The following is a 21114-nucleotide window of genomic DNA, read 5'->3' as shown; positions in this document are numbered from 1 at the left end:
GAACTCGGCTATCATGCGCCGGTTTTCGTGACAGGCTTTGCTTCAACGCAAGCCTGGGCATCGCGCAGTGGCTGAATTCTTCGCCAACTGCCCAGGAGTAAGAATGAACACCCTCTTTATGCATTGCCGCCCGGGCTTCGAAGGCGAAGTCTGTTCGGAGATTTCCGAACACGCCGCACGGCTGAACGTGGCGGGCTACGCCAAGGCCAAAACCGCCAGCGCCTGCGCCGAATTCATCTGCACCGAAGAAGACGGCGCCGAACGCCTGATGCGCGGCCAGCGATTTACAGACCTGATCTTCCCGCGCCAGTGGGCGCGGGGGATGTTCATCGACCTGCCGGAAACCGACCGCATCAGCGTGATCCTCGTGCATCTCGCGAATTTTCCACTGTGCGGCAGCCTGTGGCTGGAAATGGTCGATACCAACGACGGCAAGGAACTGTCGAATTTCTGCAAGAAGTTCGAAGGGCACCTGCGCAAGGCGCTGATGGCCGCCGGCAAACTGGAGGAAGACCCGCACAAGCCGCGCTTATTGCTGACCTTCAAGAGCGGCCGTGAAGTGTTCATGGGCCTGGCCGAATCGAACAACTCGGCGATGTGGCCGATGGGCATTCCGCGCCTGAAGTTCCCGCGCGAGGCGCCGAGCCGTTCGACATTGAAACTCGAAGAGGCGTGGCACCATTTCATCCCGCGCGACCAGTGGGACGAGCGTCTGCACAGCGACATGACCGCTGTCGACCTCGGCGCGGCGCCGGGTGGCTGGACCTGGCAGTTGGTCAATCGCGGCATGCTGGTAACCGCCATCGATAATGGCCCGATGGCCGAAAGCCTGATGGACACCGGGCTGGTGCAGCACTTGATGGCCGACGGTTTCACCTACAAGCCGCGGCAGCCGGTGGACTGGATGGTCTGCGACATCGTCGAGAAACCGGCGCGCAACGCCGCGATGCTCGAAGAGTGGGTTGGCGAGGGTCATTGCCGCGAAGCGGTGGTCAACCTCAAGCTACCGATGAAACAGCGTTATGCCGAGGTGAAACGCCTGCTGGAACGGATTGCCGAAGGGTTCAAGGAACGCGGGATTCGGGTCGAGATCGGCTGCAAGCAGCTGTACCACGACCGTGAAGAAGTGACGTGCCACCTGCGCCGCCTCGACGTGAAGAAACCCAAAACCCGTTGAATGACGCTGACCCTTGTAGGAGCCTGCTTGCTGGCGATAGCTGTTACGCAATAGACGTGAATCACCGCGGCGCCTGTTTCGCCAGCAAGCAGGCTCCTACAAGGACAATGTAAGGCCATAGATGACCGGACACCCGGCAATGCGCGACAATGCCGGCCAGTTTCAGGAGTTGATCATGAGTGAAATGCTTGATACGCCGGTTGACGGCACCCTCGACGCCACCGGCTTGAACTGCCCGGAACCGGTGATGATGCTGCACCAGCACATCCGCGACCTGGCGCCCGGCGGCCTGCTCAAGGTCATCGCCACCGACCCGTCAACCCGGCGCGACATCCCCAAGTTCTGCGTGTTTCTCGATCACGAACTGGTCGCGCAGCATGAAGAGGCAGGCACCTACCTCTACTGGATCCGCAAGAAACTCGCTTAACCCGCCGAACGGCTGATGCGAATCCGCTTGCGTGCACTGCGCGTCAGGCGGATCGCCAGCATCAACGCCGCGCAACTCAGGCCCACGATCAAGCCCTGCCACAGCCCGCTCGGGCCACGGGGTTCGCCGAGCCAGTCGGTCAGGCCGAGGGCGTAACCTACGGGCAAACCGATGCCCCAGTAGGCGAACAGCGTCAGGATCATCGTCACCCGCGTGTCCTGATACCCGCGCAACGCGCCGGCTGCTGTCACCTGGATGGCGTCGGAAAACTGGAACAGCGCCGAGTACACAATCAGCATCGCCGCGATATGAATCACCGTCGGGTCGGCGGTGTAGATCGCCGCGATGTGCTCGCGCAGCAGCAACATCATGCTCGCCGACAGGCAGGCGTAGGCCAGCGCAGTGCCCATGCCGACACCTGCGGCAAAACGAGCCTCGCGCGGTTCTTCCCGGCCCAGTGCCTGGCCGACGCGTACGGTCACGGCCATTCCCAGCGAATAAGGGATCATGAACACCAGCGAGCTGACATTCAGCGCAATCTGATGCCCGGCCACCACCGTGGCGCCCAGGCTGCCGATCAGCAGGGCGATCACGGCAAAGATGCTCGATTCGGCGAACACCGCGATGCCGATCGGCAGGCCAATGCCCAGCAGGCGTTTGATCACCGACCATTGCGGCCAGTCGAAACGGCTGAACAGCTGGCTCGACTGGTATGCCGGCGCCCAGCGTTCCCAGCCGGCCATGCCCAGCGCCATCACCCACATCACAATCGCCGTGGCCCAGCCGCAACCGACACCACCCATCGCCGGCACGCCGAAGTGGCCATAAATGAACACATAGTTGAGCGGGATGTTCAGCGCTAGCCCGCATAAACCCAGGACCATGGCCGGACGCGTGCGCCCCAGGCCGTCACTGAAACAGCGCAACACATGGTAGAACGCGACCGCGGGCAAACCGCTGGCGATGCCGTGCAAATACTGCATGCACGGGCCGATCAGCTCGGGGTCGACTTTCATGGCGTGCAGGATCGGCTCGGCACTGAACAACATGCCGGTCGCCATCAGGCCCACGACCAGGGCCAGCCACAACGCTTGACGCACGATCGGGCCGATTTCGCCGTGATTGCCGGCGCCGAAACGCTGGGCGACTTTCGGCGTGGTGGCCAGCAGCGTGCCGGTCATCAGCAGGAACACCGGAACCCAGATCGAGTTGCCCAGCGCCACCGCCGCGAGGTCCCGCGGCCCGACACGGCCGGCCATCACCGCATCGACGAAGCCCATCGCCGTGGTGGCCAGCTGCGCGATCATGATCGGCAGCCCCAGGCTAAGCAGGTTTTTCAGCTCCAGGCGAACCCGGGCCGGGCGGTTGAGGGAGAGGGCAACAGGGCGGTCAGTCACGGAATTCAAAGGCGAAACGTCCGAAGGATTTTGGGACACGGCCGCGCATTCTACGCCTTGACGCAGCGGTCAGGAAAAGTCCTGTGTTACCTATTTGTAATCACACTTGAACGGCGCGCAATGCTTGCTGGCCGATCGTGGCCATCTCCGCCTACACTGCCGATCCGCCAAAGGAGCCTGCCATGCTGATTGTTGCCGACGAAAATATCCCGCTGCTCGATGCCTTTTTCGAAGGTTTCGGTGAGATCCGCCGGGTGCCGGGACGCTCCATTGATCGCGCCACCGTCGAGCAGGCCGACGTGCTGTTGGTGCGCTCGGTGACCAACGTCAATCGCGCGTTGCTTGAAGGCAGCAAGGTGCGATTTGTCGGCACGTGCACCATCGGCACCGATCACCTGGACCTTGACTACTTTCAACAGGCCGGCATCACCTGGTCCAGCGCTCCCGGCTGCAATGCCCGTGGCGTGGTCGACTATGTGCTGGGCAGTTTGCTGACTCTCGCCGAGATCGAAGGCGCCGATCTCACCCGGCGTACTTACGGCGTGGTCGGTGCCGGCGAAGTCGGTGGCCGGCTGGTCAAGGTGCTGCAAGGGCTGGGCTGGAACGTGCTGGTCTGCGATCCGCCACGCGAGGCGGCTGAAGGAGGCGATTTCGTCAGCCTCGAACAGATCGTCGAGCAGTGCGACGTCATCAGCCTGCACACACCGTTGACGAAACACGGCGTCGGATCAACCTGGCACTTGTTCGACAAACACCGTTTGAATCAGCTCAACCCCGGCGCCTGGCTGATCAACGCCAGCCGTGGCCCAGTGGTGGATAACGCTGCGCTGTGCGAGGTGTTGCTGCAGCGCGAAGACCTGCAAGCGGTGCTGGACGTCTGGGAAGGCGAGCCTGAGGTTGACGTGGCGTTGGCCGACCTCTGCGTGCTGGCGACACCGCACATTGCCGGTTACAGCCTCGACGGCAAGCAGCGCGGGACGGCGCAGATCTATCAGGCGTACTGCGATTTCCTCGGGCAACCGGCGCAAGTCAGCCTGAATGATCTGCTGCCGGCACCCTGGTTGTCCCAGGTGACCTTGCACGCAGACAGCGATCCGGCCTGGGCGCTGGCGATGCTGTGCCGGGGCGTGTACGACCCGCGCCGCGATGACGCGGATTTTCGCCGCAGCCTTGTAGGCAGCGTGAATGAGCAGCGTGCGGCGTTTGATCTGCTGCGCAAGCAATATCCAGCGCGGCGTGAGATCGATGGGTTGCTGGTGCGGGTCGAGGGGGATGCGCCTGAGGTGCTGAAGATTGTGGCGGCGTTGGGCGCAACAGCTGTCTAGAGACCGAGTCGACTCCTTCGCGATACCCCGATCAGCACCCACAAAAAACCCGGCCATTCGGGCCGGGTCAAGAAAACGGTGGCTTTATCAATCTTGTTTGGCAGGCTTGACCAATCGCTTCTCCAGTTCGCGGCAGGCGTCCTGGATCATGCCTTCAGTGATCGGTACCTCTTGCCCTTTTTCGTCAATGATTGAGCAACCCAGAGACTGGTCTGGCTGTGTGCGGATCACTTGAATCTTGTCATCGCTGCTGTTTTGCAAGGACATTGCCTGTCTCCTCATCAGGTTGTGTGCCTAGTGTAGAACCGCCAGGTGACCGGGCTGTGACAACTCCCTGCGATCATTTTCGGGCGGCAATAACAGTCCACCAGAATTTTCATGACGCCGCCACCCGGACTTTAGACCGATAGCGTCTAGGGTATGGTCGTTGCGGTCATAATTAACCTGACTCATTGTGATTTACAGAGTTCCGCCCCATTGAGCAGGTATAGCTGGCCCTTTAACTTGCGAATGGAAACGTCCAATGCTCTCTGCCCGTCACCGTCGCGCGATTCGCCTGGCCAGTCGATTCCTTGTGCCGTACCGCTGGCAGTCCCTCGGCGCGTTGCTTGCGCTGATTGTCACGGCGGCCATCACCTTGTCCATGGGGCAGGGGATTCGGCTGTTGGTGGATCAGGGCTTCATGACCCGGTCAGCGCATTTGCTCAACCAGACCATTGGTCTGTTCATGCTGCTGGTGCTGGCGTTGGCAGTCGGCACGTTTGCGCGGTTTTACCTGGTGTCGTGGATCGGCGAGCGAGTGGTGGCCGACATCCGTCGTCAGGTGTTCAACCATCTGGTGTATCTGCACCCGGGTTTCTACGAAGACAATCGCAGTTCCGAGATCCAGTCGCGGCTGACCGCTGACACCACGTTGCTGCAATCGGTGATCGGCTCTTCGTTGTCGCTGTTTCTGCGCAACCTGTTGATGGTCATCGGCGGGATTGTGTTGCTGTTTGTCACCAATCCCAAACTCACCAGTATCGTCGTGGTGGCGTTGCCGCTGGTGATTGCGCCGATCCTGATTTTTGGCCGTCGGGTGCGCAGTCTCTCGCGACTGAGCCAGGACCGGATTGCCGATATCGGCAGCTACGTGTCGGAAACCCTCGGCCAGATCAAAACCGTGCAGGCCTACAACCATCAGGTCCAGGACGAACAGCGATTTGCCGTGACCGTGGAAGAGGCATTCAACACCGCCCGGAAAAGAATTCTGCAGCGAGCCTGGCTGATTACCCTGGTGATCGTGCTGGTGCTCGGCGCAGTCGGCGTGATGCTCTGGGTCGGCGGCATGGACGTGATGGCCGGGCGGATTTCCGGGGGTGAGCTGGCGGCGTTTGTCTTCTACAGCTTGATCGTCGGCAGCGCGTTCGGCACGTTGAGCGAAGTGATCGGCGAATTGCAGCGCGCCGCCGGGGCGGCCGAGCGCATTGCCGAATTGTTGCGTTCGGAGAACATCATCCAGGCACCGACGACGGGCCTGGTGACATTGCCGGAACGGGTGAGCGGGAAGCTGGTATTGGAAAACCTGCGCTTTTCCTACCCGTCGCGTCCTGAAAGCTATGCCATCGATGGCTTGAACCTGACCGTCAAGGCCGGCGAAACGCTGGCGCTGGTCGGGCCTTCCGGTGCGGGCAAGTCAACGGTCTATGACTTGTTGCTACGCTTTTACGACCCCGCCGAAGGTCGCATCCTGCTCGACGGGGTGCCGCTGACTCAACTCGATCCGTTGGACCTTCGCCGTTGCTTCGCCCTGGTTTCCCAGTCCCCAGCGCTGTTCTTCGGCAGCATCGAAGAGAACATCCGCTACGGCAATCCGGCGGCAACACTGGAGCACGTGCAGGCAGCGGCAAAAATCGCCTACGCCCATGATTTCATCGAAGCGATGCCCAACGGTTACCAGACGCACCTCGGTGACGGCGGCCTCGGATTATCCGGCGGCCAACGCCAACGCCTGGCCATTGCTCGAGCGCTGCTGGTGGACGCGCCGATCCTGCTGCTCGACGAAGCCACCAGCGCCCTTGACGCCCAGAGCGAGCACTTGATCCAGCAAGCCCTGCCCAGCCTGATGAAAAACCGCACCACCCTGGTCATCGCCCACCGCCTGGCCACGGTAAAAAACGCCGACCGGATCGCGGTGATGGATCAAGGACAACTGGTGGCGGTGGGCACGCATCAGGAGTTGATTGCGAGCAATGCGCTGTACGCGCGGCTGGCGGCGTTGCAGTTTAACGATGGGCATGAGGCGGCATAAGTCACTGGTCGAGACTTCTTGTAGGAGCGAGCTTGCTCGCGATGAACCTCAGAACGCCGCTGGATGTCAGGAACCCAGCGTTATCGTGGACGATCATCGCGAGCGAGCTCGCTCCTACAGTCGTACGCGATCACTGATCATCAAAATACCGCTCATGCCAATCCACCAGCGGCTGTGGCGAATTGAGTTTCTGGCCGTAGATCACCGAGTAAGACAGCACGTTCTGCACGTATTGGCGGGTTTCGTCGAAGGGAATGCTTTCTACCCAGACGTCGAAACTCAGGTGATCGGCGCCCCGCAGCCACTGGCGCACGCGGCCCGGGCCGGCGTTGTAGGCGGCGGAGGCGAGGACGCGGTTGCCGTTGAACTGGCTGTGCACCTGGCTCAGGTACGCGGCGCCTAGCTGGATGTTCTTGTCCGGATCCAGCACTTGCTGTGGCGATGCCAGGGGAATGCTGAACTTGCGCGCAGTTTCCTTGGCGGTGCCGGGCATCAGTTGCATCAAGCCACTGGCGCCGACGCCGGAACGGGCGTCGTCCATGAACGCGCTTTCCTGGCGGGTGATGGCGAACACCCAGCTCGAGTGCAGCCCACGAACCTTGGCTTCACGCACCAGGGTTTCGCGGTGGGCCATCGGGAAGCGAATGTCCAGGTCATCCCAGTATTGCGCCTGACTGATGGTGCGGATCGCCGGAAAATACCATTTCAGATCGTAGGCCAGTTTGGCCTGAGCGACCATTTCGTCACGGTTAAAGTGGCGGCTGACGTGATACCACTCGCGACGACCGTCAACGATCTGCCCCCGTGCGTGGAATTCCAGGGCACGACGCACACCCGGCGTGTTACGCACCTTATTGATGATCGCCTGGCTGAGCACCAGGGGTTTGTTGAGCAGCGAGTACGGCTGCTGCGAGCGGTCTGCTGCAAGGAAACCGTAGAAGTCGCGCTCGCGGGCAAGGTTTTTGTACAACGTCTGCGCTTCCGGATTTTGCGGTTGCGCTAATTCCAGGCTGCGGGCCTGCCAGTAACGCCAGCGATTAGTGGTCGCCAAATCCTGCGGCAATCGTCGGGTCAGCTGATAAGCGTCATCCCAACGGGCCAGGCGCAGCAGCAAACGCAAGCGCCATTCGGACACAGTGTTGTCGCGCAATTCCGGGTCGTACTTGGTCATCACGTCCAGGGCGCGCGGGTCGAAACGGCGCGCGAGGGTCAAGCCGATTTCCCGGGCAATCGCGACTTTTTCATCGCGGGAGAAATGCATGCTGCTGGCGTAACCGTCGAGCATCTCCATGGCTTTGTCCGGGTCTTGTTTGGCCAGACGGCGCAGGCCAAGGCTGACGATATCGGACATCGGCTCATCGGCGGGGATGAAGCGTGATGGCTGGTTGAGCAGTTCCGGTTTCTGCGCCACGTCCACCAGTAAACGGCCGCGTGGGGCGAGGGTGGTCAGGCCGTTGACCAGGCTGTTCGCCAGCGGATAGTTGCGCGCCTGAGCAGCCAGTTTGGTGCGTTCCCAGCGTTTGTCTTCGGTCAATTGGCCTTCAGCCGCCCAGGCGCCGAACAGGCCATCGCACGCGGCGGGCAGGGATTTACCCGTCAGCCAGAGTTTATTGGCGTTGGCGTAGCCTTCAGCTTTCTGGTTATGCCCGATCTGGTATTGCGCATTGAGGCAGTCCAGTTCGGTGAAATTAAGCTTGGGGTCGTAGTACTTGACGAAGGTCGCCCAGTCGCCGCGATCGGCCAGCCAGCGCAACCAGCGTAGTTTCATCCAGTTGGCCTGCGGCAGGTCACCGTGGTCAGCGAGAAATTTCTCGATCTCGGCATTGCTCGCGGTTTTCAGTCGAGCGGTCAGTTCGTCGTACGCCAGATACGGCTCCAGCGGGTAGTCGCTGAGCGCCTGGCTGTAACGGAAATAAGGCCCGGTGTCGCCATTCGCCAGGGCACGCTTGGCCTCATCGTAATATTGGCGCTGGGTGGACAGGTCAACCGCCTGGACGGTTTGAGCGGCAGTGGCGGAAAGAAGCAAACAAGACAAAAGACTGAAAAGGCGACTGCGCATGAGACATCCGGGCAGAGAAATCGTGACAAGTGCGAGCAATGCCCGCGCTGAATAATCTGTAGCTTAGCCTTTTGCCAGCAACGGGCGAAAGCTTTGCGGGCCCGTCAGCATCAGTTCGCAACATTTGTCATGCAGAGTGTCTCGAAGGTGAAATTGCCGGCCTTCTGAAGCCTCAAGTCAGGTAGAATGCGCGCCCGGTTTTTGGAGAAGCTCATGACCCTGCTCAAATTCAGCGATGTGTCCCTTGCTTTCGGCGCTATGCCGTTGTTGGACAAGGTGTCCTGGCAGATCGCCCGTGGTGAGCGGGTGTGCATCATCGGCCGCAACGGCACTGGCAAGTCCAGCATGATGAAGCTCGTCAAGGGCGACCAGAAGCCCGATGACGGGTCCGTTTGGCGCTCGCCTGGCCTCAAAATTGGCGAATTGCCGCAAGAATTGCCGGTAGCCGACGGGCGGACGGTGTTCGACGTGGTCGCCGAAGGCCTGGACGGTGTTGGCGAACTGCTTGCGCAGTATCACCACCTGAGCCAGAACATCGTCACCGACGCCGACCTGGACAAGCTGATGCACGTCCAGCACGACCTCGAAGCCCGCGACGGCTGGCGTTTGCAGCAACTGGTCGACAGCACCCTGAGCCGTCTGCAGTTGCCGGCCGACAAGACCCTCGCCGAATTGTCCGGCGGCTGGCGTCGTCGCGTCCTGCTGGCCCAGGCCCTGGTTTCCGAACCGGACCTGCTGCTGCTCGACGAACCGACCAACCACTTGGACATCGGTGCGATCGCCTGGCTCGAGGAAGCGTTGAAGGAATTCCAGGGCGCCGTGCTGTTCATCACGCACGACCGTTCCTTCCTGCAGAACCTCGCTACCCGCATCCTCGAACTGGATCGCGGCGGTTTGATCGACTGGAATGGCGACTACGCCAGTTTCCTCGTGCACAAAGAAGCGTCGCTGGCGGCTGAAGAAACTGCCAACGCGCTGTTCGACAAAAAACTGGCCCAGGAAGAAGTCTGGATCCGCCAGGGCATCAAGGCTCGCCGCACCCGAAACGAAGGCCGTGTCCGCGCCCTGAAAGCCCTGCGCAATGAGCGTAGCGAGCGTCGTGAACGCACCGGCAAAGCCAACATTCAGCTGGACACTGCCGACAAGTCCGGCAAGCAGGTGATGGTCCTCGAGAACGTGAGTTTCGCGCACCCGGGCGGCCCGTTCCTGATCAAGGATTTCTCGATGGTCCTGCAGCGGGGCGACCGTATCGGTCTACTCGGCGCCAACGGTACCGGCAAAACCACACTGCTGAAGCTGATGCTCAACGGGCTGCAACCGACCAGTGGCACAGTGGAAGAGGGGACGCGCATCGACGTGGCCTACTTCGATCAGTTGCGCCACCAGCTGGATCTGGAAAAGACCGTGATCGACAACGTGGCCGAAGGCCGCGACTTCATCGAAATCGATGGTCAGAACCGCCACGTGCTGAGCTACCTTGGCGACTTCCTGTTCAGCCCGCAGCGTGCCCGCACGCCGGTCAAGGCGCTGTCCGGTGGTGAGCGTGCCCGCCTGTTGCTGGCGAAACTGTTCAGCAAGCCGGCCAACCTGCTGGTCCTCGACGAACCGACCAACGACCTCGACGTGGAAACACTCGAATTGCTGGAAGAGGTCTTGCTGACGTTCAACGGTACCGTGCTGATGGTCAGCCACGACCGGGCATTCCTCGATAACGTGGTTACCAGCACCCTGGTCTTCGAAGGTGAAGGCAAGGTTCGCGAATACGTCGGTGGTTATCAGGACTGGCTGCGTCAGGGCGGCTCGCCGCGCCTGTTGGGCGTGACCGAGAGCAAGTCCGGCAAGGCCGACTTGAACTCTGCTGTGGTCTCTGCGGAACCTGCGCCAGTCGCAGCGGCCGTCGAAACTCCGGTGGCGAAGAAAAAGCTGAGCTACAAGTTGCAGCGCGAGCTGGAAATGTTGCCGGCGCAGATCGAAGCCATGGAACAGCAGATCGCTGCCGTTGAAGCGCAGATGGCGGATGGCGGTTTCTACCAGCGTCCTGCTGCGGAGACGGCTGCGGTGATTGCTCAGCTTGAGCAGTTACAGGCTGAGCACGACGTAATGGTCGAACGTTGGGCCGAGCTGGATGCGTGATTGATCCAGTAACAAAAAAGCCCGGCATTTAGCCGGGCTTTTTGTATGGATGATCTGTAAAACGCTGCAGACCCACATTGATCAGTGTTTGTTGGCCAGGCGCACCGCCAGTACATCGCAGGGCGCACCGTGCAGCACGTCGTTGGCGGTGGAGCCCAGCAGCAATGCCAGGCCGTGGCGGCCATGGCTGCCGACCACGATCAGGTCGCAGGTCTGTTCTTTGGCCAGATGGTGAATCTCCTGGCGCGGTTGGCCGTAAGTCAGGTGGCTGTACTCCTTGGAGAGTTCCGGATACTTCAGGATCAACCGGTCCAGACGTTCCTTGGCCTGATCAAACTGTTGCTGTTGCAGTTGCGACAGGTCCATCGGCACGTCGCCGCCAAAGGCCATGGCCATCGGCTCGACAATGTGCACAAGAGACAACTTCGCGCCGTTGCTCACCGACAATTCGCGGGCACGGTGGATGACAGGGTCGCACTCTTCGGTCAGGTCTACAGCGACCAGGATGTGGTTGTAGGGCATGAGGTGCTCCTCCTGAGGATTGCAATATTGGTAAGTATGGCTGGTTTCAAGCGCGGTGTTTTCCAAGTGACTCAAAGCGCTCATCAAGAATCGGGAGTACACATATGACGGTCTGGATAGTGGTGTCAATCCTGTTGGTGGTGCTAAGCCCGCTGGCATGGTTGCGGCCGTCCCGTGGGCAGAGCGGGCGCATGGCCCTGCGCATGGAGGCGCGGCGCATCGGGCTGGCCATGCAACTGGCGCCTCAGGAGTGGCCGCACTGGCTCAGCCAGGAACCGCCAAGCCCTTGCGCGCAGTACCATCGGCCACGTCGCGGTAACCAGCCGGCGTGCTGGATCTACTGGCAGAAGTCGCCGGGCGTGTGGGTTAATCAGTGGCAGGAGGTCTGCGAGGATCAGGCGCTGCTCAATCATTTCGAAAAATTGCCGCCTAACGTCTACAAGATCGAGGCGGACAAGCAAATGATCACATTGTATTGGGGCGAAAAGGGCGCAGCGACGGTTTTGCAACAAATCGATTCCACCCTCAAAGCCCTCGCTTGAACCCTGCCCCTCACCGCTGCCCCCCCCCCTTACCGGAAATAGGGGCAATAAAAAGCCCGACATTCAACATCGGGCTGGAGTTGGCCAGGCAGGCCGGTAATTCGCTGCGGGCTGATTTCACGCTGGGCATTCGCCAAAAGCGTTCACATTTTTCTCAACGTCCCCGCCAGCGTAGCCGGTTAAACACAGGCTGCCGCGAATTAGGGCGACTTTTCTAATGATTGATTCTATGAATGTCTACTCATGCAGCCGCGTGTTGCAGGCCTTCGTCCTACAGAAATGACCGCAAAGTCGCGTTTCAACCCGTATTTTGGGCGATTGACAATTGTCGGAAATTCCGTGAAGGTGGCGTACCCAAATCAAACGGGCGTATGAATTGAGCGTTTGCATTGCAGACTGCTCCTACAGAATCCCGACTATCGCGTTGGCGGGTGTGCCGGGTGGATAGGCGTAGCATTGACGATTAACGTCCCTGCCAAGCCATTTGCCTGGGTCCGACGTGTACTGTTCAGCTTCCATATCGTGGAGATCAGTTGATGATTTACGAAGGTAAAGCCATCACGGTTACGGCTCTTGAAAGTGGCATCGTCGAATTGAAATTCGACCTCAAGGGTGAGTCCGTCAACAAGTTCAACCGTCTAACCCTGAACGAACTGCGTCAGGCCGTAGACACCATCAAGGCAGATGCTTCGATCAAGGGTGTGATCGTCAGCAGCGGCAAGGACGTCTTCATCGTCGGCGCCGACATCACCGAATTCGTCGAGAACTTCAAGCTGCCGGATGCAGAGCTTGTCGCTGGCAACCTCGAAGCCAACAAGATTTTCAGCGATTTCGAAGACCTCAATGTCCCGACTGTCGCCGCGATCAACGGCATCGCCCTGGGTGGCGGTCTGGAAATGTGCCTGGCAGCGGACTACCGCGTCATGTCCGTTACCGCCAAGATCGGTCTGCCGGAAGTCAAGCTGGGTATCTACCCGGGCTTCGGCGGTACCGTGCGCCTGCCGCGCCTGATCGGTGCCGACAACGCCATCGAGTGGATTGCCTCCGGCAAGGAAAACCGTGCTGAAGACGCGCTGAAAGTCGGCGCAGTCGACGCAGTGGTTGCACCTGAGAAACTCCAGGAAGCCGCTCTGGAACTGATCAAGCGCGCCATCTCCGGCGAGTTTGACTACAAGGCCAAGCGTCAGCCGAAGCTGGAAAAGCTGAAACTGAACGCGATTGAACAAATGATGGCTTTCGAAACCGCCAAAGGTTTCGTCGCCGGCCAGGCGGGCCCGAACTACCCGGCGCCGGTTGAAGCGATCAAGACCATCCAGAAAGCTGCGAACTTCGGTCGCGACAAAGCGCTGGAAGTCGAGGCTGCCGGTTTCGTCAAACTGGCCAAGACTTCTGCTGCGCAGAGCTTGATCGGTCTGTTCCTGAACGATCAGGAGCTGAAGAAAAAGGCCAAGGCCTACGACGAAATCGCCCGTGACGTTAAGCAGGCTGCCGTACTGGGCGCCGGCATCATGGGTGGCGGTATCGCTTATCAGTCGGCTTCGAAAGGCACGCCGATCCTGATGAAGGACATCAACGAGCACGGTATCGAGCAAGGCCTGGCTGAAGCCGCCAAGCTGCTGGTGAGCCGCGTTGATAAAGGCCGCATGACCGCCGCGAAAATGGCTGAAGTGCTTAACGGCATTCGTCCAACCCTGTCCTACGGTGACTTCGGTCACGTGGATCTGGTCGTCGAAGCCGTCGTGGAGAATTCTAAGGTCAAGCAAGCCGTATTGGCTGAAGTGGAAGACAAGGTCAAAGAGGACACCATCCTCGCGTCCAACACCTCGACCATTTCCATCACCTTGCTGGCCAAGGCCCTCAAACGTCCGGAAAACTTCGTCGGCATGCACTTCTTCAACCCGGTGCACATGATGCCACTGGTGGAAGTGATCCGTGGCGAGAAGTCCAGCGAACTGGCCGTGGCCACCACCGTTGCCTACGCCAAGAAAATGGGCAAGAACCCGATCGTCGTCAACGACTGCCCGGGCTTCCTGGTCAATCGCGTGCTGTTCCCGTACTTCGGCGGTTTCGCCAAATTGGTCAGCGCCGGCGTGGACTTCGTCCGTATCGACAAGGTCATGGAAAAATTCGGTTGGCCAATGGGCCCGGCATACTTGATGGACGTGGTCGGCATCGACACTGGCCACCACGGTCGTGACGTGATGGCTGAAGGTTTCCCGGACCGCATGAAAGACGATCGCCGCTCGGCCATCGACGTGCTCTACGAAGCCAAGCGCCTGGGCCAGAAGAATGGCAAGGGCTTCTACGCCTACGAGACCGACAAGAAGGGCAAGCAGAAGAAAGTCGCCGATCCGTCGGTGCTGGAAGTGCTCAAGCCGATCGTTTACGAGCAGCGCGAAGTCACTGACGAAGACATCATCAACTGGATGATGATCCCGCTGTGCCTGGAAACCGTGCGTTGCCTGGAAGACGGCATTGTCGAAACCGCTGCCGAAGCCGACATGGGTCTGGTCTACGGTATTGGTTTCCCTCCATTCCGTGGCGGTGCGCTGCGCTACATCGATTCGATCGGTGTTGCCGAGTTCGTTGCCCTGGCTGACCAGTACGCTGATTTGGGCGCGCTGTACCACCCGACCGCAAAACTGCGTGAAATGGCCAAAACCGGCCAACGGTTCTTCGGTTAAGCGTCCCAACTTTTGAGCGAGAGTGAAATTTTATGAGCTTGAATCCAAGAGACGTCGTGATTGTCGACTTCGGTCGTACTCCGATGGGCCGCTCCAAGGGCGGCATGCACCGCAACACCCGTGCCGAAGACATGTCGGCACACCTGATCAGCAAATTGCTGGAACGTAACGTCAAGGTCGACCCGAACGAAGTCGAAGACGTGATCTGGGGCTGTGTGAACCAGACCCTGGAACAGGGCTGGAACATCGCGCGCATGGCGTCGCTGATGACTCAGATCCCGCACACCGCTGCCGGCCAGACCGTCAGCCGGCTGTGTGGTTCGTCGATGAGCGCGTTGCACACGGCCGCCCAAGCGATCATGACTGGCAACGGTGACGTGTTCGTCGTTGGCGGCGTCGAGCACATGGGCCACGTGAGCATGATGCACGGTGTCGATCCGAACCCGCACATGTCGCTGTACGCGGCAAAAGCCTCGGGCATGATGGGCCTGACGGCGGAAATGCTTGGCAAAATGCACGGCATCACTCGCGAACAGCAGGACGCTTTTGGCGTGCGCTCTCACCAACTCGCCCACAAGGCGACGGTGGAAGGCAAGTTCAAAGACGAAATCATCCCGATGCAGGGCTACGACGAGAACGGTTTCCTAAAACTGTTCGACTACGACGAAACCATTCGTCCGGAAACCACCCTGGAAAGCCTGGCCGCTTTGAAGCCAGCGTTTAACCCCAAGGGCGGCACCGTGACAGCCGGTACGTCGTCGCAGATCACTGACGGTGCTTCGTGCATGATCGTGATGTCGGCGCAGCGTGCACAGGACCTGGGCATCCAGCCTTTGGCGGTGATTCGCTCGATGGCAGTGGCAGGTGTGGATCCGGCAATCATGGGCTATGGTCCAGTACCGGCGACACAAAAAGCCCTGAAGCGCGCGGGTCTCGGGATTAACGATATCGACTTCTTCGAGCTCAACGAAGCTTTCGCGGCACAGGCGCTGCCAGTGCTGAAAGATCTGAAAGTGCTCGACAAGATGAACGAGAAGGTTAACCTGCACGGCGGCGCAATCGCCTTGGGTCATCCGTTCGGTTGCTCTGGTGCGCGTATCTCCGGCACCCTGCTGAACGTGATGAAGCAAAATGGCGGCACCTTCGGGGTAGCTACCATGTGCATTGGTCTCGGCCAAGGCATCTCCACCGTCTTCGAACGCGTCTAACCGTTCCGTTGACGGAAGCCGGGGCCAAGTGCCCCGGTTTTTTGTTTTTCCGGATTTATTTTTGTTTTTATTTTGAAAAGATTTGAGTGAGGGCCAAAGCATGCCGATACAACCTGGGCTCTACCAACATTACAAGGGTCCGCAGTACCGCGTTTTCAGTATTGCGCGGCATTCGGAAACGGAAGAAGAAGTGGTCTTCTACCAAGCCCTGTATGGCGATTACGGCTTTTGGGTGCGTCCCTTGAGCATGTTCCTGGAGTCGGTCGAGGTTGACGGCGAACAGGTGCCACGCTTTGCTTTGGTGCAGGTCGAACCGAGCCTTTTTTCCAAGCCATAAGCTGAGGACGCGCAAAACCCTGCGCTTGACCTCACCTTGTAGCCACTATATATAGCGGTGCCGCGTCAGGCGCCAACCGCCTTTCACTTCTAGAATTCAGGAATTTTCTGATCCATGGGCAAATCGCTGGTCATTGTGGAATCCCCGGCTAAGGCCAAGACCATCAACAAGTATCTGGGTAACCAATACGTGGTGAAGTCGAGTATCGGCCATATCCGAGACCTGCCCACCAGCGGTTCGGCTAGCGCCAGCAAAGAGCCAGCCGCCAAGCGCGGCAAGGCCGCCGCGGGTGAAGGTCCGGTGCTCACGCCGAAAGAGAAGGCGCGCAAGCAGCTGGTCTCGCGCATGGGCGTCGATCCCGATCATAGCTGGAAAGCCAAGTACGAGATCCTCCCAGGCAAAGAGAAAGTCATCGAAGAGCTGCGCCGGCTCGCCAAAGATGCTGACACCATCTATCTCGCAACCGACTTGGATCGCGAGGGGGAAGCCATTGCTTGGCACCTGCGCGAAGCCATCGGTGGTGACGACAGCCGCTACAAGCGCGTGGTGTTCAACGAAATTACCAAGAAGGCGATTCAGGAAGCCTTCTCCAAGCCGGGCGAGCTGGACATCGACCGTGTAAACGCCCAGCAAGCGCGTCGTTTCCTCGACCGCGTGGTGGGTTACATGGTTTCGCCGCTGCTGTGGGCCAAGATCGCCCGTGGCCTGTCCGCCGGTCGCGTGCAATCGGTTGCGGTGAAGCTGGTGGTCGAGCGTGAGCGCGAAATCCGTGCGTTCAACCCGGAAGAGTACTGGGAAGTCCACGCCGACCTCGGCTCCGCCAAGGGCGCGACCGTGCGCTTCGACGTGGCCCGCGAGAAAGGCGAAGCGTTCAAGCCGTTGAACGAAGCCCAGGCCATGGCCGCGCTGGAAAAGCTCAAGGCTTCCAGCTACAGCATCGTCAAGCGCGAAGATAAGCCGACCAGCAGCAAGCCGTCGGCACCGTTCATTACTTCCACCCTGCAACAGGCCGCGAGTAACCGCCTGGGCTTCGGTGTGAAGAAAACCATGATGATGGCCCAGCGCTTGTACGAAGCCGGCTACATCACCTATATGCGTACCGACTCCACCAACCTCTCGGTCGATGCCGTGACGATGGCGCGTACCTATATTGAAGGGGAATTCGGCAAGAAGTACCTGCCGGAAAACCCGAACGTCTACAGCAGCAAAGAAGGCGCACAAGAGGCTCACGAAGCGATTCGTCCGTCCGACGCGAACACCGAGCCAAGCAAGCTGTCGGGCATGGAGCGTGATGCAGAGCGGCTCTACGAGTTGATCTGGCGCCAGTTCCTCGCTTGCCAGATGCTGCCAGCACAATACCTGTCGACCACGGTGACCGTCGGTGCCGGCGAGTTCGAGTTGCGCGCCAAAGGCCGCATCCTGAAGTTCGACGGTTATACCCGCGTGATGCCACAAATCGCCAAGCCGGGCGATGACGACGTATTGCCTGACATGGCCCAGGGCGACGCGATGAAGCTGATCAAGCTTGATCCGACCCAGCACTTCACCAAGCCGCCGGCGCGCTACTCGGAAGCGAGCCTGGTGAAAGAAATGGAAAAACGCGGCATCGGTCGTCCTTCGACCTACGCCGCGATCATTTCGACCATCCAGGACCGCGGCTACGTGGCGCTGCACAACCGTCGTTTCTATTCGGAAAAGATGGGTGACATCGTTACCGAGCGTCTGTCCGAGAGCTTCCCCAATCTCATGGACTACGGCTTTACCGCCGGCATGGAAGAGAACCTCGATGACGTGGCCCAAGGCGAACGCGACTGGAAAAACGTGCTCGACGAGTTCTACGGCGACTTCAAGAAAAAGCTCGAAGTAGCCGAAAGTCCGGACAGCGGCATGCGTGCCAACCAGCCGGTGATGACCGATATTGCGTGCTTGACCTGCGGCCGCCCGATGCAGATTCGTACCGCATCGACTGGCGTGTTCCTCGGTTGCTCGGGTTACAGCCTGCCGCCGAAAGAGCGCTGCAAGGCCACCGTCAACCTGGTGCCGGGCGATGAAATCGCCGCGGACGACGAGGGTGAGTCGGAGTCGCTGGTGCTGCGCGGCAAACATCGTTGCCCGATCTGCAGCACGGCGATGGACGCGTACCTGCTTGACGAGAAGCGCAAGTTGCACATCTGCGGTAACAACCCGGATTGCGCTGGCTACGAGATCGAAGAGGGCACTTATCGCATCAAGGGCTACGAAGGCCCGAGCCTGGAATGCGACAAGTGCGGCAGCGAGATGCAGCTCAAGACGGGCCGTTTCGGCAAGTTCTTCGGCTGCACCAACGCGACGTGCAAGAACACCCGCAAATTGCTGAAAAGCGGTGACGCGGCGCCGCCGAAGATGGATCCGGTGAAGATGCCTGAGCTGAAATGCGAAAAGGTTAACGACACCTACATCCTGCGCGACGGGGCTTCCGGCCTGTTCCTGGCGGCCAGTCAGTTCCCGAAAAACCGCGAGACGCGTGCGCCATTGGTCATTGAGATCGTGCCGCACAAAGACGAGATCGATCCGAAGTACCACTTCCTCTGCGAAGCGCCGAAGAAGGACCCGGATGGCCTGCCAGCGGTGATCCGTTACAGCCGCAAGACCAAAGAGCAGTACGTGCAGACTGAAGTCGACGGCAAACCGACTGGCTGGAAGGCGTACTACGACGGCGGTAAGTGGAAAGTTGAAGACAAGCGCCCGGCTGCCAAAGCTTAAAAAGCGTTGTAATTGAAAGGCCGCATGACAACCCTCAGGTTTTCATGCGGCCTTTTTGTTTTGGGCTTGCGGTGTGCTTGGGTGATCCATGACACTGTCCGGCCTGTGTGAAGCAATTATTTCGTTGTGGAGACTGCCGTCATGGCCCACGAACTCTATACCCGTACCAATCAGAAAATCTATTTCGCCGGCCTGTCGCTGGAAGCACTCGCCAAGGCCGAAGAGGGGCGGGCCATGAACTCCCTGGCGCTGATTCAGGCGGGGCGTGAATCGGCATTGTTTCATCTGTACGGTGCGTTGCTGGGGCTGTGCCATGAAATCGCCGGTTTCTATCGTTTGCCCCAGGCCAACGCGCCTCGGGCAGAACTGCTGTTGACCCGAGAAGTGCTGGAGGCCATCGCCATACCCGAAATGGCCGAGATGGTCGAGCTGGCGCAAAACCGGGAAACTTGGTTGGCCAAGCTGCTGTCGGCGCATGCGGCATTGTTTCAACCGCCGCGTGTGCCGCACAAGCCCAAGGGTGACGTGACACAGCCGTTGATTCTGGCGGTTAATCTGGATGCAGAAGATGCGCCGGAAGAACTCGGTCGTGAAGAGCTGGAGAGCTGGCGTCAAAACCTGAAGGGGTTGGCGATCCGTTTTCGCGAAGGCTTGAGCGAGTGCTGAAGGACTGAGTGTTCGACAGGCAGTTGCAAGAGACCGTCTGTTCAGGGATGAATGCTGTCAGAAATTTCTCTTCGTAGTGGCATCTGGTCAAGATCCCGAGCGAAGCCTGGCCGATGCCTATATAATCCCCGCCTTTCGTGGAGAACAGACCTTTATGCCAACGTCCTTTCTAGAAATTGTCGAGTTACCAGACGGCCGAATCGAGCTGCGAAGGGCTGAGGACGAGGGTTCTCTGGTTACGTTGAATTTCTCCGAGGATGCCAAGGCATTCCTGCAAGGCCAGCACGTGGAAGTCGCCAAGGCGATGCTGAGCGTCGGCGTTCAGATGGCCGGTCGCTTGGTTGAAGGTGATTTCAATACGGATGAGAGCTCTCGGGTCCTTCATTGATCCCGTTCGTCGATCTGACACTGCTATAGATCGGCTTCTCTATCCTTTGAGAAGCCCTGCGTGACTCAGCGCACTCTCGTTTAACCCAATCGAATATTCAGACTTTGCGCATCCCCGATCCGGGCGGCGCTGACCAACTGTTGCCGTGCCGTGGCGCTCAACGGATTGAGCCAGCTGACGACAGTGTGGCTGCGGCCGAGGCGCAAGGCTTCGCAAGTCAGCTGCTGGGCGCTCTGGGTGCCGCGCGGTTGCAGCAACAGAATGCGTTCACGGTTCAGGCCGGCATCTCGCAGCCAGGTTTGGGTCAGGCTGGCGGGCGGGGCGATCAGCGTCAGCCAGCGTGCGTCCTGATCATCGCTCAGCTCTCTGAGTATCGGTGCCAGAAGATTCAGGCAGTTTCCAGCCGCACCACGTAAAGACAGCTCGCTGAAAACGTCAGGTTCGGCGCTCCAGGGCGACTCGATCACGTCTTTCAGGATCGGCGCCATCGGCTGCACCATGAACGCCTCGAACAACGGCAGTTGGGCTTGCTGTGATGTGTGTGGGAACTGCATAAAGCCTCCTTTAGCGGCGAATGACGCCGACGCTCAAGCCTTCGATCACCAGTTCCTGATCTTTCAGGTTCACTTCGATAGGGGCGAATTCAGGGTTTTCGGCAATCAACCAGACTTTGCTGCCGTCACGCTTGAAGCGTTTGACGGTCACCTCGTCGCCGATACGAGCAACTACGATCTGGCCGTTGCGGGCCTCACGGGTGGTGTGGACAGCCAGCAGGTCACCGTCGAAAATACCTACGTCCTTCATGCTCATGCCATGCACGCGGAGCAGGTAATCTGCGCGAGGATGGAAAAAGGCAGGGTTGATGTTGCAGGACTCTTCAATGTGCTGCTGGGCAAGGATCGGCGCACCGGCAGCGACCCGGCCGATTATCGGCAGGGTAGATTCGTCAGGTTTGGCTTCGAAGCCGGGAATGCGGATCCCGCGGGAAGCGCCCGGCGTCATCTCGATCGCGCCCTTGCGGGCCAGCGCCTTGAGGTGTTCTTCAGCCGCATTGGGCGACTTGAAACCCAGTTCCTGGGCGATTTCCGCCCGGGTCGGCGGGTAGCCGTTGTCTTCAAGGCAACGTTTGATAAAGGCCAGAATCTCGGCTTGGCGTGGCGTCAGCTTTAGCATATCGATCGCTCTGTCTTTTTATACAGTGACTGGGATTATATACA

18 protein-coding genes are annotated in these 21114 nt (G+C 59.6%); 12 read left to right on the top strand and 6 right to left on the bottom strand.

The genetic code is table 11. The annotated features are described in order from the left end of the window. Positions 1 to 103: 103 nt before the first annotated feature. Together rlmM and tusA are read left to right on the top strand one after the other, a co-directional pair. Positions 104 to 1177, top strand: coding sequence for a 23S rRNA (cytidine(2498)-2'-O)-methyltransferase RlmM (gene rlmM / locus ACYZT4_RS11870; protein WP_461987975.1), 1074 nt, complete (start codon positions 104 to 106; stop codon positions 1175 to 1177). A gap of 175 nt (positions 1178 to 1352) precedes the next feature. Further along, positions 1353 to 1604 carry a sulfurtransferase TusA gene (tusA, locus tag ACYZT4_RS11865; RefSeq protein WP_054054315.1) on the top strand — a complete coding sequence of 84 codons (252 nt, stop codon included), beginning with the start codon at positions 1353 to 1355 and terminating at the stop codon, positions 1602 to 1604. Here tusA and ACYZT4_RS11860 read toward each other — a convergent pair. After that, entirely contained in the window at positions 1601 to 3010 is a 1410-nt protein-coding gene (locus tag ACYZT4_RS11860) for an MATE family efflux transporter (RefSeq protein WP_461987973.1), read from the bottom strand. The two genes, tusA and ACYZT4_RS11860, sit on opposite strands and share 4 nt — an antisense overlap. A gap of 173 nt (positions 3011 to 3183) precedes the next feature. Between ACYZT4_RS11860 and pdxB the strand changes: the two genes are divergently transcribed. Continuing rightward, on the top strand, positions 3184 to 4326 hold the full coding sequence (pdxB, locus tag ACYZT4_RS11855; RefSeq protein ID WP_461987971.1) for a 4-phosphoerythronate dehydrogenase PdxB: 1143 nt from the start codon (positions 3184 to 3186) through the stop codon (positions 4324 to 4326). A gap of 87 nt (positions 4327 to 4413) precedes the next feature. Here the strand turns inward: pdxB and ACYZT4_RS11850 are convergent, their stop codons facing one another. Then, a complete protein-coding gene (locus ACYZT4_RS11850; RefSeq protein ID WP_461987969.1) occupies positions 4414 to 4593 on the bottom strand; it encodes a PA1571 family protein in 180 nt (59 codons plus the stop codon). A 256-nt stretch (positions 4594 to 4849) separates the two neighbouring features. Between ACYZT4_RS11850 and ACYZT4_RS11845 the strand changes: the two genes are divergently transcribed. After that, entirely contained in the window at positions 4850 to 6616 is a 1767-nt protein-coding gene (locus tag ACYZT4_RS11845; protein WP_461987968.1) for an ABC transporter transmembrane domain-containing protein, read from the top strand. Positions 6617 to 6746: 130 nt separating this feature from the next. Here the strand turns inward: ACYZT4_RS11845 and ACYZT4_RS11840 are convergent, their stop codons facing one another. Then, positions 6747 to 8675: a transglycosylase SLT domain-containing protein gene (locus ACYZT4_RS11840; protein ID WP_461987965.1), complete on the bottom strand. Its 1929-nt coding sequence runs from the start codon at positions 8673 to 8675 to the stop codon at positions 6747 to 6749. A 213-nt stretch (positions 8676 to 8888) separates the two neighbouring features. Here ACYZT4_RS11840 and ACYZT4_RS11835 point away from each other — a divergent pair, with 213 nt between their 5' ends. Then, on the top strand, positions 8889 to 10808 hold the full coding sequence (locus tag ACYZT4_RS11835) for an ATP-binding cassette domain-containing protein (RefSeq protein WP_461987963.1): 1920 nt from the start codon (positions 8889 to 8891) through the stop codon (positions 10806 to 10808). Between the two features lie 81 nt (positions 10809 to 10889). Here the strand turns inward: ACYZT4_RS11835 and ACYZT4_RS11830 are convergent, their stop codons facing one another. Beyond that, positions 10890 to 11330, bottom strand: a complete 441-nt coding sequence (locus ACYZT4_RS11830; RefSeq protein WP_461987961.1) for a universal stress protein — start codon at positions 11328 to 11330, stop codon at positions 10890 to 10892. Between the two features lie 104 nt (positions 11331 to 11434). Here ACYZT4_RS11830 and ACYZT4_RS11825 point away from each other — a divergent pair, with 104 nt between their 5' ends. From ACYZT4_RS11825 to ACYZT4_RS11795, 7 genes are all read left to right on the top strand, one after another. Next, positions 11435 to 11872, top strand: coding sequence for a hypothetical protein (locus tag ACYZT4_RS11825; RefSeq protein WP_461987960.1), 438 nt, complete (start codon positions 11435 to 11437; stop codon positions 11870 to 11872). A 536-nt stretch (positions 11873 to 12408) separates the two neighbouring features. Further along, positions 12409 to 14556 carry a fatty acid oxidation complex subunit alpha FadB gene (fadB, locus tag ACYZT4_RS11820; RefSeq protein WP_461987958.1) on the top strand — a complete coding sequence of 716 codons (2148 nt, stop codon included), beginning with the start codon at positions 12409 to 12411 and terminating at the stop codon, positions 14554 to 14556. Positions 14557 to 14588: 32 nt separating this feature from the next. Beyond that, a complete protein-coding gene (gene fadA / locus ACYZT4_RS11815; RefSeq protein ID WP_008028488.1) occupies positions 14589 to 15764 on the top strand; it encodes an acetyl-CoA C-acyltransferase FadA in 1176 nt (391 codons plus the stop codon). A 100-nt stretch (positions 15765 to 15864) separates the two neighbouring features. After that, complete coding sequence (locus ACYZT4_RS11810) at positions 15865 to 16101, top strand: DUF1653 domain-containing protein (RefSeq protein ID WP_461987957.1); 237 nt, start codon at positions 15865 to 15867, stop codon at positions 16099 to 16101. Positions 16102 to 16215: 114 nt separating this feature from the next. Then, positions 16216 to 18843, top strand: coding sequence for a type I DNA topoisomerase (topA, locus tag ACYZT4_RS11805; RefSeq protein ID WP_461987955.1), 2628 nt, complete (start codon positions 16216 to 16218; stop codon positions 18841 to 18843). A gap of 141 nt (positions 18844 to 18984) precedes the next feature. Beyond that, positions 18985 to 19509 (top strand): DUF6586 family protein, encoded by a 525-nt coding sequence (locus ACYZT4_RS11800; RefSeq protein WP_461987953.1) that lies wholly within the window; start codon positions 18985 to 18987, stop codon positions 19507 to 19509. 154 nt (positions 19510 to 19663) lie between these two features. Further along, entirely contained in the window at positions 19664 to 19897 is a 234-nt protein-coding gene (locus tag ACYZT4_RS11795) for a hypothetical protein (protein WP_461987951.1), read from the top strand. Between the two features lie 80 nt (positions 19898 to 19977). On the opposite strand, the gene sulA is transcribed toward ACYZT4_RS11795, so the two are convergent. Next, on the bottom strand, positions 19978 to 20451 hold the full coding sequence (sulA, locus tag ACYZT4_RS11790; RefSeq protein ID WP_461987949.1) for an SOS-induced cell division inhibitor SulA: 474 nt from the start codon (positions 20449 to 20451) through the stop codon (positions 19978 to 19980). 10 nt (positions 20452 to 20461) lie between these two features. Further along, the gene (lexA, locus tag ACYZT4_RS11785; RefSeq protein ID WP_461987947.1) at positions 20462 to 21070 is read right to left on the bottom strand and encodes a transcriptional repressor LexA; all 609 of its coding nucleotides are present in this window, start codon (positions 21068 to 21070) and stop codon (positions 20462 to 20464) included. Between the last annotated feature and the right edge of the window lie 44 nt (positions 21071 to 21114).

Source organism: Pseudomonas sp. GB2N2 (assembly GCF_054897705.1).
Note: the sequence above shows the minus strand (reverse complement) of the source record. Positions and strands in the feature narration are given on the sequence as shown.